This is a genomic window from Alphaproteobacteria bacterium LSUCC0684, assembly GCA_041228335.1.
Lineage (GTDB): Bacteria > Pseudomonadota > Alphaproteobacteria > Puniceispirillales > UBA1172.
Genome location: CP166130.1, coordinates 730574 through 747222 on the forward strand (window position 1 = coordinate 730574; position 16649 = coordinate 747222).

Below are 16649 nucleotides of genomic sequence, written 5' to 3' on the forward strand. Positions count from 1 at the left end.
CAAGGCAGGTCGAAAGATGCATGTTGCCCATCATATCCAAAAAATCGAATCTCATGACCATTATGACGATACGGTTACCCTGACATTTGAGGCACGTTTCCTGCGCCGCCGAAAACTTGTCAGCGATGGTGGCGAGTCCTTTCTGGTCGAGTTGCCCGAAACACGATCGCTGGAAGAAGGCGAGGGGTTTCTGCTCGATGATGGCCGCATCTTTCGTGTTGTTTCCGCCCCGGAGCCGCTGGTTGAGGTGAGGCATGACGAACTCCCCCGGATTGCCTGGCATATCGGCAACCGGCATACGCCATGTGAGATCCGGTCCGATCATCTCTTGATCCGGCAGGATCATGTGGTTGAAGAAATGCTCAGAAAGCTTGGCGCAAGACTTGAGGCTGTTGAGGCACCGTTCTCACCCGAAGGCGGTGCCTACGGCCATGGCCGGACCCATGGGCATGAGCACCATCATGATCTGCCATGAGAAGCATTGAGCACAATATTTCCATTCTGCAATCCTGGTTCTCTCCAGCCTTTCCAATAGGCGGTTTCAGCTATTCCCACGGTCTTGAGCGCGCAATCAATCAGGGGTTGGTGAAAGATGCGGAAAGCCTGCAGGACTGGATAGCCTCTATCATCAGCCACGGAACAGGGCGCAACGATGCGCTTTTCATCCAAGCCGCCTTCAAGGGGGAGGATTGCAACGACCTCTGTCTCGGTCTTGCCGCTGGCAGGGAACGGCATCAGGAAACTGTTGAAATGGGTAGAGCCTTCACCAACGTGGTCAATGAAAGTTATGGCCTGGCGTTGCCTGATGGGCTGGCTTATCCGGTCGCGGTCGGGGTCGCTGCATCAAAACTCGGGCTTGATCCTGGCCTGACAATCCAGAGCTACCTGCAGGCTTTTGCCAGCAACCTTATTTCAGTCGGGGTGCGGAACATCCCCATCGGGCAGATGGCGGGGCAATCCTGTCTAGTCCGTCTCATGCCGGGTATTCACAAACTTAAAGATGAGGTTGATGTATCAAGTCTTGATGATCTGGGTGGCTCGGCGCTGATTGCTGATATCGTATCCATGCAGCACGAATATGATGACGTCAGGATGTATCGGACATGACGGCAAAGATCAAGCATGGCCCATTAAGGGTGGGAATAGGCGGGCCTGTCGGGGCCGGCAAGACAAGCCTTACGGAAGCCTTGTGCCGGGCGCTGGCGCCGCGTCTTTCCATGGCCGTGATCACCAATGATATCTATACCCGTGAGGATGCCGATTATCTGGTGCGGGCGCAGGCTCTTCCTGAAGAACGTATCCGCGGCGTGGAAACCGGCGGATGCCCGCATACCGCCATTCGTGAGGATGCCTCGGTCAATCTGGCCATGGTGGAGGATCTCAAGCGATGCTTTCCTGATCTTGATCTGATCCTGATTGAATCCGGTGGTGATAATCTGGCGGCAAATTTCAGCCCTGAACTCGCAGACCTGACCATCTATGTCATCGATGTCGCCATGGGGGCGGATATTCCGCGCAAGAAAGGACCGGCGCTGATGCGTTCGGATATGCTGGTGGTCAACAAGATTGAACTTGCCCCGCATGTCGATGTTGATCTTGAACAGATGCAGCGGGATACCAGGGAAAATCGCGGCGGGCGGCCGTTTATTTTCGGCTCGATGCGGAAAAGCAGGGGCATTGATGAACTGGTCGATTTTCTCGTCGATCAGGGCGGCTTGCACCTGAAGTGATATCCCAAGAAAGATGGGGCAGGTTTTCCCGCCTCGGTTCTGTCCGTTTCAAGAATGCGTGATCAGGGGGTTGGCGAAGAGGCTCTCATCCATAATACTATGGTAAGCCCGGGCGATTTCCGGGAAATGCTCTGACCCTTCTTGAGACATTGAGATGAGCCCTCAACGAAACATCCTTTTCATCATGTTTGATCAGTTGAGGTTTGATTATCTTGGCTGCACGGGCCACCCGCATCTTGATACCCCGAATATCGATCGGCTGGCGCAACAGTCGCTCCGGTTCAATCGATGCTATGTCCAGTCGCCGGTTTGCGGGGCCTCGCGCATGTCCTTCTATACCGGCCGATATGTCAGCTCGCACGGGGCGGCGTGGAATAATGTGCCGCTCAAGGTGGGTGAAGTCACCCTTGGTGATCACCTGCGCAATGCCGGCATGGATGCTGTCCTCATCGGTAAAACCCATATGCGGGTGGATGCAAGAGGCATGGCACGGCTGGGGCTTGCCCCGGATAGCGTGATCGGTGCCCGGGTCGCCGAATGCGGGTTTGATGCCTTTATTCGCGATGACGGACTTTGGGGGGAGGGGCCTGACGGTGCCTATGACCAAAAGCCTTCACCCTATCAGGCGTATCTCAGGTCGCGGGGCTATGACGGCGGCAATCCCTGGCATGACTACGCCAATGCCGGGGTGGATGATGATGGCAATATCGCCTCTGGATGGCTTTATGAAAATGCCGGTCTGCCTGCAAATATCCGCGAGGAAGATTCGGAAACGCCTTGGCTCACCCGTGAAGCCATCAGGTTTCTTGAAGAACGTAAATCAAGCCCCGAAACCCCGTGGCTGTGCCATCTTTCCTATATCAAGCCACATTGGCCCTATATCGTGCCGGCCCCTTATCATGACATCTACGGGGCTCAACATTTCCTCCCCGTGAACCGTCATGAGGATGAGCTCAAGAATCCCAACCCTGTCTATGCTGCCTTTGCCGGAAATGCCATCGGCCAGGCTTTCAGAAAGGAGTCGGTGCGCGCCAAGGCGCTTGGTGCCTATATGGGGCTGATCAAACAGATCGATGATCAGATGGGGGTTCTCTTCTCCTGGCTCGAAGAATCCGGCCAGATGGATAACACCATGATCGTGATCACCTCGGATCATGGCGATTACATGGGTGATCACTGGCTGGGGGAAAAGGACCTTTTTCATGAGCCATCGGTCAAGGTGCCGTTGATCATCCATGACCCTTCAAGCAAGGCTGATGCTTCCCGCGGGAACGTCTCGGATGCGCTGGTGGAAAGTATCGATCTTGCCCCGACGTTTCTTGATTTCATTGGCAGCCCGCAACCGGACGAGATACTGGAAGGCCGGTCTCTGATGCCGTTTCTTCATGGTGAGACACCGCAAGGATGGCGTAAATATGCGATCAGCGAATATGACTTTTCGGCCTCCGCCATGGCCGATGAGCTCCATCTATCCCCGGATGATGCGCGGCTCTTCATGGTGGCGGATAAAAAATGGAAGTTCATCCATGCCGAAGGCGGTCTGCCGCCAATGCTCTTTGATCTTGAAAACGATCCGCATGAACTGGTCGATCTCGGGCGTGAGCCGGCCTATGCTGACGTCATCGATGCGTGTTACGACAAGCTTTTTGAATGGGCGCGACGCCCGGCACAGCGAACGACGATGAGCAAGGCGGAACTCATGGCAAGGCGGGAACGCCCTGCCCATACCGGTATTATCCTCGGCGCGGAACGTTCTGGCGATGTCGACCCGGAACTCATGCGCCACTATACCGGCCCTGCCCGCCAGCGTCATGACAGGAAATAGCCCTTTTAGCTGATTTCCTTTTCTCCCTTGCTAAAGGCATTGAGTATGGGGCAGTGAGACCGGTTGTCTCCATCGCATGAAGAAGCAAGATGGCTGAGTTGAGCCTTGAGCGAGGCAAGCTCGGAGAGTTTCTGATCGATCTCGGCAATTTTATTGAGCGTCATCTGCTTGACTTCACGGCTTGGCCTGTTCTTGTCCTCGTAGAGCGCAAGCAACTCCCGGCATTCCTCCACCGAAAAATCAAACTTTCGCGCTGTGCCGACAAGTTGCAGTTTTGCAATATCGCTATCCGCATAGGCGCGATATCCGGTCGCCTTGTGGCGGGCGGGCACAATCATCCCGATATTCGCATAATAGCGGACCGTTTTTACCGTCAGGCCGGAGCGGTGAGCAGCTTCGCTGATATTCATGTTTTTTCCTCTTTACCTTCCCCTTAGGGGAAAGCGTATAAGGATATCAACAGGAGGTCAATATGAGCGCGATTGCAACAAGTGAAGGAATCAGCTGGACCTGTCGGCACACCTGGCGGCGGGCATCGATCAATACGATGTGGTGTCTTATCGGCTGTTCCATCGGCGATATGGGAACAATACTTTTTTTCCAGGTGAGCGGCATTGACTGGCCGACGCTGGCGATCATGAGTCTGGCGATCATGAACGGTCTTTTGACGTCAATTATTCTTGAAACCATTATTCTTTCCCGGCAGATGGCGCTGGCGCTGGCGCTTAAAACCGCGCTTGGCATGTCACTCCTGTCGATGATTTCCATGGAAGTGGCGATGAATGCGGTGGACGTGATGCTCACCGGTGGAGCGCGGCTCACCTGGTGGGTATTGCCCATCATGCTGACGGCCGGGTTTATCACGCCGCTGCCGTATAATTACTGGCGGCTGAAAGCGCTGGGCAAGGCCTGCCATTAACACATTTGGGAATGGAGATGATCCTGAAAACCAACGCCAAATCCGCAAGCCGACTTTATATCACCTCTCTTTTTGCGGGATCTTTCGTGGTGGTGTCTGGCGTGCTGATTGGCGGGTTGGCCCATGCCCATAAAGATGCAACCGGCATCGTCAAGGAGCGGATGGATAATTTCAAGAAAAGCCAGGAAAACCTCAAATCCATCCGGCGGCTGATCCGGGATGGGGAGGCTGAAGCCATTGTCCCGCTGGCAGATGAGATCCGCAACTGGGCGGTTCGGATACCTGAATATTTTCCCGAAGGCAGTGGCGCTGCGCCCTCCGAGGCTGCGGCCGCAATCTGGGAAGATGTTGAAGGGTTCCGAAAGGCCGCCAGAAGTCATGAACAGGCAGCGGATACACTTTCACGTCTTGCCCGAAGCGGCGATATTGCAGGGCTTGATGATGCTTTCGGGGAATTGGCGGGCAGTTGCAAAGCCTGCCACCAGCGGTTTCGGCAATAATGCTGTTTTTTGATGAGTTTCAATTCTCTATGCTGATATCCGGGAAGGAAAATACATGATGCTGACTCGCCGTTCGATGATCCAGTCGCTCGCCGCATCAGTCGCCTTCACAGCGATCCCTGTGCCGGGGCTGGCGGGAGAGCAGGTTTATGATCTGACAGCCGCGCCAGCCGAATTCCCGCTTGCCGGAAGTGAAGGTGATCCGACCCGTCTCTGGCTCTACAACGGCACCTCGCCGGGGCCGCTGATCCGTGCCCGCAAGGGAGATATCCTCAAGGTGAATTTCACCAACAGACTCGATCAGCCGACGACGGTGCACTGGCACGGCATCCGCAACATCAATGCCATGGATGGTGTGCCGGAACTGACCCAGCCTGCGGTTGAACCTGGTGAGACCTTTACCTATACCTTTCCTCTCCCCGATGCCGGGAGTTTCTGGTATCACGCCCATAACAAATCCTGGGAACAGGTGGCCCGCGGACTTTATGGTCCGCTGATTGTCAGCGAAGATGCGCCCAGGGCTGATCCACATGACATTCTCCTCGTTGCCGATGACTGGCGTCTGGATGAGGGCTATCAGCTTGATGAGCAGAGCTTTGGCTCACTCATGGACTGGTCGCATCAGGGGCGGCTTGGCAACTGGCTGACCATCAATGGAGAGAGCAGACCCCGGGTGAATCTGCCCCGGTCAACCGCCCGCATCCGCCTGATGAATACGGCCAATGCCCGGACCCTTGCGTTTCGTTTCGGGGATGGACTGCCTGTTGAAATCATTGCCCTTGACGGCGCTGCCTGCACGCCCTTCCGCACCGATACGATCCGGCTGGCGCCAGCCCAGCGTGTTGATCTTCTTCTTGATGGAAATGCGGAAATCGACGCTCTTTATGAGGTCAGCTCCAGCCGACCTTTTGCTGCGGCATGGTTTACCCGCAACGAGGAGGTGGCGGGCGGGAGCGGAAAACGTCTCCTTCCAGATCCGGCCCCGCTCTACCCCATGCCCCTGATCGATGGTGCAACGATTATTCCGATCCACATGCAGGGGGGTGCCATGGGCAACCTTGCCGCCGCCGAATTCGAGGGCGAGGTGCTGCCCTTGCGTGAACTTGCGACCGAGCATTCCAAACTCTGGGCCTTCAATGGCGTGGTGGGGGGATATCATCATATCCTGGCTGATCTGTCGCTTGGTGAGCGCGCGGTTCTGCGTGTCCGGAACGATACGAGATGGGAGCATGCCATGCATCTGCACGGGCATCATTTCTGGGTCCGCTCGCGTGAATTCGGAGATCAGGAGCGGCATGTTCTGCGCGATACCTATCTGATGGCGCCAGGTGAAGAAGCCGATCTTGTCTTCATTGCCGATAATCCGGGCCTGTGGCTTTTCCACTGCCATATGCTTGAACATCATGCCGCCGGCATGGGCGGCGTGATCAGCATCAGCTAGTTTCATCCTTTCATTGATGAAGATCGGAAAAGGCATTGCGTGATGATTGGCCATTGTGGAACAATGCGGTCATCCCGAAGCTAAGGAAATATTGCCATGACCGCGTCGCCTGATCAGCTCCATATTTCACGCTATCCTGTGCCTGAAATCACGTCTCTTCCCGAAGACATGAGGGAGATGATCATGGCCGTGCAGGAAAAGGCAGGTTTCGTGCCCAATGTCTTTCTGGGGCTTGCGCACCGTCCCGATGAGTTGCGGGCCTTTTTTGCCTATCATGAAGTGCTGATGCGGCGCGAATCCGGCCTGACAAAGGCTGAAAAGGAAATGATCGTTGTGGCGACATCGGCGGAAAACGACTGCCTTTACTGCGTGGTGGCCCATGGCGCCATTCTCCGTGTTTATGAGAAGAATCCCCGAATTGCCGACCAGATTGCCACCAATTACCGGCACGCGGAGATCTCACCGCGGCAGAAGGCCATGCTTGATTTTGCCGTCGCCGTTGCCAACAAATCATCGGAACTGGCAGAAGCAGATTTCAGCATCTTGCGTGAACATGGATTTTCCGATGAGGATATCTGGGATATCGGGGCGATTTCAGCTTTCTTTGCCATGAGCAACCGGCTTGCAAGTATGCTGGCGCTTCGTCCGAATGATGAATTCTATGCGCTGGGGCGCTAAATTTGATGGCTTTTGCCAGGTGAGTTGCTGGCAGGTGAAAGGAAGAGTTCTTTATGAGCATCCGGCTAGGCGTTGATATAGGTGGCACCTTCACCGATGTGGTGCTGGAAGGTCCGGGGGGGCGGTTTTCCACCAAGGTGCTCACCACCTATGGCCGGCCTGAAGATGCGATCATCGAAGGGATCAGGACTGTTACGGCCAAGGCCGGTACCACGCCGCAGGAGATCAGCCAGATCATCCATGGAACGACACTGGCAACAAACGCGTTGATCGAACGCCGCGGCGCCAGCACCGCCTTTATCACCACCCAGGGGTTTCGTGATGTTATAGAAATGCGGACCGAAAGCCGGTTTGAGCAATATGATCTCAACCTTGTGCTGCCGGAACCACTACTTCCCCGCAACAGGCGATATACTGTTCGTGAACGCCTCGCCGCGGATGGAGAGGTGCTGATCCCCCTTGACCGGCGCGAGGTCGAGGCACTGGCCGATGAGATCAAAGACGCCGGATATGAGAGCGTCGCCGTCGGTCTTCTCCATGCCTATGTCAATGATGCCCATGAAAGGCAGATTGCCGATATTCTGGCCGAGCGGCTGCCGGGGGTGCTGGTGTCTCTTTCAAGCCAGGTCTCCCCGCAGATGCGTGAATACGAGCGTTTCAACACCACCATCGCCAATGCCTATATCCAGCCGCTGATGAAATCCTATCTGGACCGGCTGAAAGCACGCCTTGAAGACGAAGGCGCAGGTTGCCCGGTTTTTCTCATGCATTCTGGTGGCGGAATCATTTCACTTGAAAATGCGGCAATGTTCCCTGTTCGGCTGGTGGAAAGTGGCCCCGCGGGCGGGGCTGTCTTTGCCGCGGATATAGCGGCCCGCCACGGGCTGGACAAAGTGCTTTCCTTTGATATGGGCGGCACGACGGCAAAAATCTGCCTTATCAAGGCGCAGACACCGAAGACCGCCCGTGTCTTTGAGGTTGCCCGGACCTACCGGTTCAAGAAAGGATCCGGCATGCCGATTTCCATTCCCGTGATTGACATGGTGGAAATCGGGGCTGGCGGCGGATCTCTTGCCCATGTGGACAGCATGGACCAGATCCGTGTCGGGCCGGAAAGCGCGGGGTCCGAACCCGGCCCCGCCTGCTATGGCAGAGGCGGAGACAAACCTGCGGTAACCGATGCCGATCTCATGCTCGGCAAGCTCGATCCGGATCGTTTTGCCGGCGGGAACATCACCCTTTATCCGGAAAAATCCATTGCTGCACTTGAAAATGTGCTTGGCGCAAGGCTTGGGATGGATACCGTCGAGGCGGCCTGGGGGCTTGTCGAGGTGGTGGATGAAAATATGGCCAACGCCGCCCGTGTCCATGCGGTCGAGAATGGCGAAGACCTTAGCGAATATACCATGATTGCCTTTGGCGGGGCGGCACCGCTCCACGCCGGAAGGCTGTGCGAGAAACTTGGCATATCACGATGCCTTATCCCTGCCGGGGCCGGGGTCGGCTCGGCGATCGGCTTCCTGCGGGCGCCGTTCAGTTTTGAAGCCAATCGCAGTGTTTTCATGACCTCGGGGAGATTTGATCCTGAACTTGTCCGCAATCTTTTTGCTGAAATGGAAGCGGAAGCGATGGGCTTTGTCCGGACCTGCGATGCTGAAGCTGAAATACTGGCAGATTTCCGGGTTTTCATGAGATATGCAGGGCAGGGCTGGGAAATTCCCGTTCCCCTGACACGCGCGCAGGCGATGGAGGCTGACCGCCGGGTTATCCTTGATCTTTTTGAGAAGGCCTATACAAGGCTTTTCGGACGTCCGGTTGCCGGGATGGAGGTGGAAATCACCGTCTGGTCCGTCAATGCCCATACCGAGGTGCCGCCGCCATCGGCAGCCCTGCCGCCGAAGCATGGGATTACGCCTGAGCCTTCAGGTGAGCGCCAGCTTTTCGATGCCGCGAGCGGAGCGATGCTCGTGGCAGCAGAACATCAAAGGGCGGCGCTCGAGCCGGGCAGTCTGGTCTCCGGGCCTGCGGTCATCACCGAAGAGGAGACCACGATCGTCGTTCCCGCAAGCCGCATGGCAGGCGCGCTGACGGATGGCTGCCTTGATCTTTGTCTTGTGGAAGGAGGGCAGTCATGAAACCGGGTTCGACGGTAGCTTTCCAGGTCATGTGGAACCGCCTGATCTCGGTGGTGGAAGAACAGGCCCAGGCGCTTGTCCGTACGGCGTTTTCCACCTCTGTTCGTGAGGCAGGTGATCTTTCGGCCGGAGTCTATGACAGCAACGGAAGGATGCTGGCCCAGGCCGTGACCGGCACCCCGGGCCATGTCAATGCCATGGCTGATGCGGTGGCGCATTTCATCCGCCGGATCGGGCGCAGCAATATCCATGAAGGTGATGTCTATATCACCAACGATCCTTGGGAAGGCACAGGGCATCTGCATGATATCACCGTGGTGACGCCATCGTTTCACCGGGGGCGGTTTGTCGGCTTCTTCGCCTGCACGGCGCATATTGTCGATATCGGCGGCCGCGGGTTCGGGGCGGATGCAAATTCGGTCTTTGAGGAAGGGCTCTATATCCCCATCATGAAACTGATGGCCGAAGGTGAGGTCAACGACACCCTGATCCATATCATCCGCGGCAATGTGCGTCTGCCGGATCAGCTGATCGGGGATATTTTCGCGCTGGTGACCTGCAACGTCATCGGCCATCGGCGGCTTGTCGACATGATGGATGAGTTTGATCTTGAAGATCTTGAAGGTGTTGCGAAGTTTATTTTCTCATCTTCAAGAAAAGCCACGCTTGAGCGGATTGCAGCCCTTGGCAAGGCCGAGGCAGAAGGCGCCATGCGGATCGATGGCTACAGCACCCCGATCGATCTCAAGGTCAGACTCCGTCTTGAGGGGGACCATATCTCCTGTGATTTTACCGGCACATCCGGGGTGGATAAAAAGGGGATCAATGTTCCGCTTGTCTATACCAAGGCCTATGCCTGTTATGCCCTGAAATGTGCGATTGCACCTGAAATTCCGAATAATGCGGCATCGCTTGAGCCATTTCATATCACCGCCCCGGAAGGATCGATTGTCAATGCCGTCCATCCGGCGCCGGTGGCCTTGAGGCATATCATCGGCCATATGATCCCTGATGCCATCTATGCGGCGCTTGATCAGCTTATCCCCGGGACGGTTCCTGCCGAAGGGGCGGGCTGCCTGTGCAATTTTCAGGTATCGATCCGGCCACGATCTGATACCTCTCCCCCGCAAGATGCCATCCGGGCCGAGGTGCTGACCTTCAATTCAGGCGGCTCCGGCGCAAGGCCTGATCTCGACGGGATGAACGCGACGGCTTTTCCATCGGGGGTGATGACGATGCCGGTGGAGGCGACCGAGAATGTCGGGCCGGTGCTGATCTGGCGCAAGGAGCTCCGGGAGGACAGCGGCGGGGCGGGCAAGTATCGCGGCGGACTTGGACAGTTCATGGATGTCGGCGTCCGGGAAGGTCATGAATTTGACCTTCAGGCCATGTTTGACCGGATTGATCACCCGGCCCGTGGACGCGCTGGTGGCGGCAACGGGGCGCCGACGAGCATTACCCGCAACGATGGTCTTGTCATGAAGGGCAAGGGCAGGCAGTTTGTCCCCCATGGGCATATTGTCCGAATGGCTTTCCCGGGCGGGGCAGGCTATGGCGAGCCGGGGGAACGTGCGCGGGAACTGGTGGAACGTGACCTTGCACTTGGCTATATCACCCCTGAATATGCCCAAAGATATCATGGCCTGACCGAGGCCGAATGCGAGAAAGTGCTTGCGCGATCCCGCAACGGCGAAATCTTTTGAGCATCGGCTTAAATACCTGAAATTTCAGAAAAATGTCTTTGATCAGACCGTTCAGGCAAATCTTTCTGCTCATGGTGGTTGACGTTGCGGCCATGGCCCGCAAGAATACGCAGGTTAATTTTTTACCGGACCGGAGTTTTTGATATGCGTATTTCTGCCCTGATCTTGTCAGCGTCTCTTGTTGTTTTTGCCGCGCCAGCCATCGCCGGAGATCCCGGCGCAGGCGAGAAAGTTTTCAAGAAATGCAAGGCTTGCCATGTGGTTGATAGTGAAAAACACAAGACCGGCCCGCATCTGGTCAATATCATGGGCCGAGCCGCGGGTTCCGCCGAAGGCTACAAGAAATATTCCGACGCCATGAAGGAAAGCGGGATTGTCTGGGATGAAACCACGCTGGATGCGTATCTGGCGGCGCCGAAAAAATATATCAAGGGCACGCGGATGGCTTTTGCCGGCCTGAAGAAGGACGAAGATCGCGCCAACGTGATCGCCTATCTCAAGCAGTTCAGCCAGTAGATAGCGGCTTCAGGCGTCAAGGCGTAGCGGGTCTTTTGCATAAATACTGCCGACGTCTTCTCCGGCCCAGTTCTTGAGGCCCGGACGGAAGAAGGGCCTAACCTCATCGGGGTGATCATAGCCAAGGGCATGGATCACCGCGCCGATGGCGACTTCAGCCCCGCGTTTGTTTCCGTCTCTTGTCTTGACCATCAGGCCCAGCCCAAGTTCATGGAACGCCGCCGCAAACACGCCTTCGGCACCTGTCTTGGCGGTGATTGCTGCGCCATAGCTCCGGGAAATCGCCGTGCAGGCGCGTCCGGTGCCGGCAATCATCTCAGGCGCAGCGGCGATGCTGTCGCGGATAAGGGCGCAGGCCTTCTCCCGTCTTTCAGGGATGACGCCGCCACCGGCAAAGAGAGCGAAGGCCCGGGCCCAGTTACCGAGCGGGCCGCTCAATGCAGGGGCACCGCAGCCATCAATTCCATGTGGATGGGCGGCAAGGTCTGTGCCGGTCATGGCCTCAAGGATGCCTAGGATACGCTGCTGCACCGGGTGGCTCAGCGCGTTATACCCTTCAAGCGAGGCACCCATGATGCGGGCAAGCACCAGCATGCCCGCATGTTTGCCGCTGCAGTTGTTATGAAGCCTCGTCGGGGTCTCCATCATCCTTGCCTGGGCAATCGCCGTGGGCTGATCCAGTGACCAGTGGGCGCCGCAGACAAGAGCGGCCGGGTCGATGCCAAACCGATCAAGCAGATTTGCTGCCGCCTCGACGTGGCGCGGTTCGGCGTTATGGCTTGCGGTGATCAGTGCTATCTCTTCCGCGGATAGATGATGATGGCCGGCGCTTTCCATCACCGTTTCGGCAAGAGCAATGCTCTGAAGCGGTTTCATGGCCGAACGCGGGAAAACCGGACGTTCAATATCTCCGAGACCGAGAAGAACATGGCCATCGCCATCTACAAGGGCGATATCGACATCGTGCACGCTTTCTTCGGCATCGCCACGGGTCACGACAATTCGGAGCGGATCGGGTGAAATCAGGGGGAGTTCAATTCGTGGATTGCGCATGATGGTTCAGGTGAGGTGCTGTTCAATGCCTGAGTATGTAACCTGCCTGCCTCGCATGTCCATGGTGAAAATTGATTTGCGCCTTGCCCGATCGTGCCAGCCGGGATGGGTTGTGCCCATGCCTTAACCAAACTAGGATATCCCCGATGGGAGGGGAAGTGCCATGACGTTGAACAATCAGCCGGACCTGAGCGATATTCTGAAAGCTCGAAAGGCCATTTCCGGGGTGGCTGACCAGACACCGCTCATCCCGTCGCCGTTTTTTTCCGGCCGGGCCGGAGGGGATTTCCTTCTCAAGCTGGAAAATATGCAGCCCATAGGGGCGTTCAAGATCAGGGGTGCCATGACCGCGGTCAATGCTCTGCCAGCCGATGCCAGGGGCGTGATCTGCTGTTCAACCGGCAATCATGGCCGCGGCGTTGCCTATGCCGCCCGAATGCGCGGCCTGCCGGCAGTGATCTGCATGTCGTCGCTGGTGCCCGAAGTCAAGGTTGAAGGAATAAAAGCGCTTGGGGCGGATGTCCGCATCATCGGGGAAAGCCAGGATGATGCCTGGGCCTTGTCGGAACAGCTTGCCAGAGAAGAGGGCCTCGTTGAAATATCACCTTTCGATGATCCGCATGTCATAGCCGGGCAGGGAACAATCGGGCTTGAAATTCTCGAAAGCCGGCCGGATCTGGAAACACTGATTGTGCCGGTTTCAGGTGGCGGGCTCATCGGCGGCATTGCTCTTGCGGCCAAGACCATCAAACCTTCGATTAGCGTCATCGGGGTGAGCATGGATCGCGGGGCGGCCATGCACGCAAGTCTTGCTGCCGGAAAGCCGGTGGATGTGGACGAAGTCGCAAGCCTTGCGGACAGTCTGGGTGGAGGTATCGGGGCCGACAACCGCTACACGCTTGATCTCTGCCAGCGATATGTGGATGAGCTCTTGCTGGTAAGCGAAGAGGAAATCTATCACGCCATGCAGGCGCTATTCTATGAAGACCGGATCGTGGCCGAAGGGGCCTGTGTTGTGGGGCTTGCCGCGCTTCTTTCAGGCAAACTCCCGGGGCTCAAAACTCCTGCTGCAGCTATCATTACGGGCCGCAATCTCAACATGAAAATCTTTGCCGATATCATCGAGGGGCGTGATGTTGTTCTCGGCGAGAAGGTGATCAGGGGGAAAGCATATGCGTGATGTACTGATCATCAGTGAAGAGCAATTGCGCCGGAAGATCTCGCTTGACCGCAAGATGGTTGATCTCATCGAAGGCGCGTTTGAGCAACTCGCCGCCGGCAAGGTTATCCAGCCACCGATCCTTTCCATGGCCTTGCCCGAGGTCAATGGCGAGGTCGATGTCAAGACAGCCTATATCCCAGGGCTCGACGGGTTCGCCATCAAAATCTCGCCCGGGTTTTTCAACAACCCCTCCCTTGGTCTGCCCAGCCTGAACGGGCTGGTGGTTTATTTCGCGGCAGATACGGGGCTGGTCAAGGCGGTCATCCTGGATAATGGCTATCTGACGGATATCCGCACCGCGGCCGCCGGGGCAGTGGCGGCGCGTCATCTGGCGCCGTCATCCGTGACAACAGCTGGCGTGATCGGCACCGGCGTTCAGGCACGACTCCAGGCCCGGGCAGCTTTTCTTGAACGTCCCTTTGTCCATCTTCTCATCCATGGAAGATCACGTGAGCGGGCCGAAACCTGCGCCAGTGATTTGGCGGATGACTTCAAGGATAAAGGCGTCAAGGTCAAGGTGGTCGACGAGGCCGAAGAACTGGTCAGGGAAAGCCAGTTTGTCATCACGACCACGCCATCATCTTCACCGCTGATCAAGGCGGAATGGCTTCACCCCGGGCTTCATATCACGGCGATGGGATCAGATCAGCATGAGAAGAATGAACTGGACCCGATGATTTTGGGGCAGGTGGATTGCTATTGCTGCGATGTCATTGCCCAGGCCCGGTTGCTCGGGGAGTTGCGCCCGGCACTTGAAGCCGGCATATGTGATGAGAGCATTGCGGTGGAACTGGGTGCCGTGATCGCCGGTGATGCACCAGGCCGCAAGGATGATGCGTCAATCACGGTGGCGGATCTGACCGGCACGGGTGCCCAGGATACGGCCATCGCCACCCATGCCTTCCGCCTCTTCAATGGCTGAGGCGCCAAAGATGTCGGAATTTTCTCAGAATTGGGACAAAATCCGCACTGATTTCGCTAAATTCCTTGACACGCCGCATGATATCTTGGTGTGATATGTATCAAGTAAGGGGATGAACCCCGACAGTACACAGAATTGGGAGAATTTATTTTGAAAATGTCTGTAAAAACCATAGTGGCTTCGGCTGCGCTGGCTTCGATGACATTGGCTGCCTCTGCTATGGCTGAGGTCAATGTTGTTTCTTGGGGTGGCGCATATACCGCATCCCAGCAGAAGGGGTATGAGCCAACCTGGACTGGTGAGAAAATCAACTGGATCAACTACAATGGTGGTCTTGGTGAAGTCCGCGCTCAGGTTGAGTCCGGCAATGTTCAGTGGGATATCGTTGACGTTCTTCCTGGCGAAGCCCGGGTTGGTTGTGACGAAGGCCTGTTTGAAGAAATTCCGGATGAGTATCGTCTGCCAACTCCAGATGGCGTGCCGATGTCTGAAGACCTGATGGTTCCGCTGCCAAACAAATGCGTGGTGCCGCAGATCTGGTGGTCCTATGCTGCCTTCTTCAGCGAGAAAGACTATCCCTCAAACGGCCAGACCAAGCACCAGAAATCCTTCGGGATTCAGCCTTCAACCATCGCAGATTTCTTTGACGTGGAAAAATTCCCCGGCAAGCGTGGCATCCACACCTGGGGTAACGCACTCATCGAAATGGCGCTGGTTGCCGATGGTGTCGCCATTGACGAAGTCTATGACGTGATGGATACCGCGGCCGGGATCGATCGTGCTTTTGCCAAACTTGATACCATCAAGGACCATGTTGTCTTCTGGTCATCCGGTGCCAAGCCGCTTGAACTGGTTGCTTCCGGTGAAGTGGCCATGTCACTTGCCTATAACGGACGTATTGGTTCCGCGATCCTCAACGATGGCCAGCCTTTCGTGACCATCTGGGACGGTCAGGTGCTCGAAGAGGAATGGCTGGTTGTTGTTAAAGGTGCTCCGAACAAGGAAGAAGCCTTCAAACTGGCAGCACATATGTCTTCAACCGAGGCACAGGCTGAACAGGCTCGTTACATCAACTATGGTCCGATGCGGAATTCCGCGCTGAAGATCATCGAAGCTGGTGAGCCATGGTTCAACACCGGTGCCCGCATCCTTGAGCATATGCCGAACCGCGCCGAAGTTAACGATCGGACAATCATTGCCGATCCGGACTGGTGGGCAGATAACGGCGCTGAAATCTCCGAGCGTTTCAACGCCTGGATGGCTCAGTAACATCAGGGATAAACCGCAAGGTTTAAAATGATCTGAAACAAGGGAAGGGGCAGTAATGCCCCTTCTTTTTTTGCCTGCGAGGCGGGATATCCGGCAAGTCTCTGCACCTGCATGACGCACCGCTCTGCAGGTGGATGATTTTTCGCTTGAAAGAAATGCCGGGTCATGAAAGAACCTCAACCGGAACAGGTTGAGGATGAAATCATGGCCAAGCGTTCGCAAAACAGACCCGGGACTGTGCCTCAGCCCGCATCCGGGTCCGGCCTGCCAAATGAATCAAAGATCATCATTGGCGACTCCCCGATCCATGGCCAGGGTGTTTTCGCCGCTGTTCCGATCAGGAAAGGCGAGGTGATTGAACGCTGCCCCTATATCGTGATTGATGATGATGATCTTCAGGAAGAAAATCGCCTGAATGACTATCTTTTCACCAGCCCGGATGCCAAGACGGATTACCTTGTCGTGATGGGATATGGCATGATGTACAATCACTCCTCCGATGCCAACTCGGAATGGGAAATAGACGAGGATAATCGCTTCGTCCGTTTCTCGGCGCTTCGGGATATTGAGCCGGGCGAGGAGATCTTTCAGGATTACGGCGAAGAATACTGGAAGACGAGAGAATAGCCCCAGCCAGTTTGTTCGGAATTGATCCCGCCATTCCAGAACGGGTGCTGAAAGAAATTCGCTCACCTGTCCCTTGAAGGGAATTTTGTTCTTCAAAACCGGTGAAATG

Annotated in this window: 18 protein-coding genes; 15 read left to right on the forward strand and 3 right to left on the reverse strand. The window is 56.2% G+C overall.

Annotated elements, in window-relative coordinates; all coding sequences use genetic code 11:
* The first annotated feature begins 16 nt into the window (after window positions 1-16).
* The 4 genes from AB8880_03490 (at window position 17) to AB8880_03505 (ending at window position 3555) form a co-directional block, all read left to right on the forward strand.
* Window positions 17-475: an urease accessory protein UreE gene (locus AB8880_03490; GenBank protein ID XDZ66470.1), complete on the forward strand. Its 459-nt coding sequence runs from the start codon at window positions 17-19 to the stop codon at window positions 473-475.
* Window positions 472-1107: an urease accessory protein UreF gene (locus AB8880_03495; GenBank protein XDZ66471.1), complete on the forward strand. Its 636-nt coding sequence runs from the start codon at window positions 472-474 to the stop codon at window positions 1105-1107. Before AB8880_03490 ends, AB8880_03495 begins: the two co-directional genes overlap by 4 nt.
* Window positions 1108-1115: 8 nt before the next feature.
* Window positions 1116-1730 carry an urease accessory protein UreG gene (gene ureG, locus AB8880_03500; GenBank protein XDZ67011.1) on the forward strand — a complete coding sequence of 205 codons (615 nt, stop codon included), beginning with the start codon at window positions 1116-1118 and terminating at the stop codon, window positions 1728-1730.
* 154 nt (window positions 1731-1884) lie between these two features.
* Window positions 1885-3555 carry a sulfatase-like hydrolase/transferase gene (locus AB8880_03505; protein ID XDZ66472.1) on the forward strand — a complete coding sequence of 557 codons (1671 nt, stop codon included), beginning with the start codon at window positions 1885-1887 and terminating at the stop codon, window positions 3553-3555.
* Window positions 3556-3560: 5 nt separating this feature from the next.
* Here the strand turns inward: AB8880_03505 and cueR are convergent, their stop codons facing one another.
* Window positions 3561-3965 (reverse strand): Cu(I)-responsive transcriptional regulator, encoded by a 405-nt coding sequence (gene cueR, locus AB8880_03510; protein XDZ66473.1) that lies wholly within the window; start codon window positions 3963-3965, stop codon window positions 3561-3563.
* 62 nt (window positions 3966-4027) lie between these two features.
* Here cueR and AB8880_03515 point away from each other — a divergent pair, with 62 nt between their 5' ends.
* The 7 genes from AB8880_03515 to AB8880_03545 all read left to right on the forward strand — a co-directional run bounded on the left by AB8880_03515 (window position 4028) and on the right by AB8880_03545 (window position 11447).
* Entirely contained in the window at window positions 4028-4474 is a 447-nt protein-coding gene (locus tag AB8880_03515) for a DUF4396 domain-containing protein (protein ID XDZ66474.1), read from the forward strand.
* 17 nt (window positions 4475-4491) lie between these two features.
* A complete protein-coding gene (locus AB8880_03520) occupies window positions 4492-4974 on the forward strand; it encodes a cytochrome c (GenBank protein XDZ66475.1) in 483 nt (160 codons plus the stop codon).
* A 55-nt stretch (window positions 4975-5029) separates the two neighbouring features.
* Window positions 5030-6415: a multicopper oxidase family protein gene (locus tag AB8880_03525; GenBank protein XDZ66476.1), complete on the forward strand. Its 1386-nt coding sequence runs from the start codon at window positions 5030-5032 to the stop codon at window positions 6413-6415.
* 96 nt (window positions 6416-6511) lie between these two features.
* Window positions 6512-7093, forward strand: a complete 582-nt coding sequence (locus AB8880_03530; GenBank protein ID XDZ66477.1) for a peroxidase-related enzyme — start codon at window positions 6512-6514, stop codon at window positions 7091-7093.
* 53 nt (window positions 7094-7146) lie between these two features.
* Complete coding sequence (locus AB8880_03535; GenBank protein ID XDZ66478.1) at window positions 7147-9228, forward strand: hydantoinase/oxoprolinase family protein; 2082 nt, start codon at window positions 7147-7149, stop codon at window positions 9226-9228.
* Window positions 9225-10931 (forward strand): hydantoinase B/oxoprolinase family protein, encoded by a 1707-nt coding sequence (locus tag AB8880_03540; protein XDZ66479.1) that lies wholly within the window; start codon window positions 9225-9227, stop codon window positions 10929-10931. Before AB8880_03535 ends, AB8880_03540 begins: the two co-directional genes overlap by 4 nt.
* Window positions 10932-11075: 144 nt before the next feature.
* Window positions 11076-11447: a c-type cytochrome gene (locus AB8880_03545; GenBank protein XDZ66480.1), complete on the forward strand. Its 372-nt coding sequence runs from the start codon at window positions 11076-11078 to the stop codon at window positions 11445-11447.
* A gap of 9 nt (window positions 11448-11456) precedes the next feature.
* On the opposite strand, the gene AB8880_03550 is transcribed toward AB8880_03545, so the two are convergent.
* A complete protein-coding gene (locus tag AB8880_03550; GenBank protein ID XDZ66481.1) occupies window positions 11457-12500 on the reverse strand; it encodes an asparaginase in 1044 nt (347 codons plus the stop codon).
* Window positions 12501-12663: 163 nt separating this feature from the next.
* On the opposite strand from AB8880_03550, the gene eutB reads away from it, so the two are divergent.
* From eutB to AB8880_03565, 3 genes are all read left to right on the forward strand, one after another.
* Entirely contained in the window at window positions 12664-13680 is a 1017-nt protein-coding gene (gene eutB, locus AB8880_03555; protein XDZ66482.1) for a hydroxyectoine utilization dehydratase EutB, read from the forward strand.
* Window positions 13673-14644 (forward strand): cyclodeaminase, encoded by a 972-nt coding sequence (locus AB8880_03560; GenBank protein XDZ66483.1) that lies wholly within the window; start codon window positions 13673-13675, stop codon window positions 14642-14644. Before eutB ends, AB8880_03560 begins: the two co-directional genes overlap by 8 nt.
* A gap of 156 nt (window positions 14645-14800) precedes the next feature.
* Window positions 14801-15913 carry an extracellular solute-binding protein gene (locus AB8880_03565; protein XDZ66484.1) on the forward strand — a complete coding sequence of 371 codons (1113 nt, stop codon included), beginning with the start codon at window positions 14801-14803 and terminating at the stop codon, window positions 15911-15913.
* Window positions 15914-15915: 2 nt separating this feature from the next.
* Here AB8880_03565 and AB8880_03570 read toward each other — a convergent pair whose 3' ends face one another.
* Window positions 15916-16080 (reverse strand): hypothetical protein, encoded by a 165-nt coding sequence (locus tag AB8880_03570; GenBank protein XDZ66485.1) that lies wholly within the window; start codon window positions 16078-16080, stop codon window positions 15916-15918.
* Between AB8880_03570 and AB8880_03575 the strand changes: the two genes are divergently transcribed.
* A complete protein-coding gene (locus tag AB8880_03575; protein ID XDZ66486.1) occupies window positions 16079-16540 on the forward strand; it encodes an SET domain-containing protein in 462 nt (153 codons plus the stop codon). The genes AB8880_03570 and AB8880_03575 overlap by 2 nt on opposite strands.
* Window positions 16541-16649: the final 109 nt, after the last annotated feature.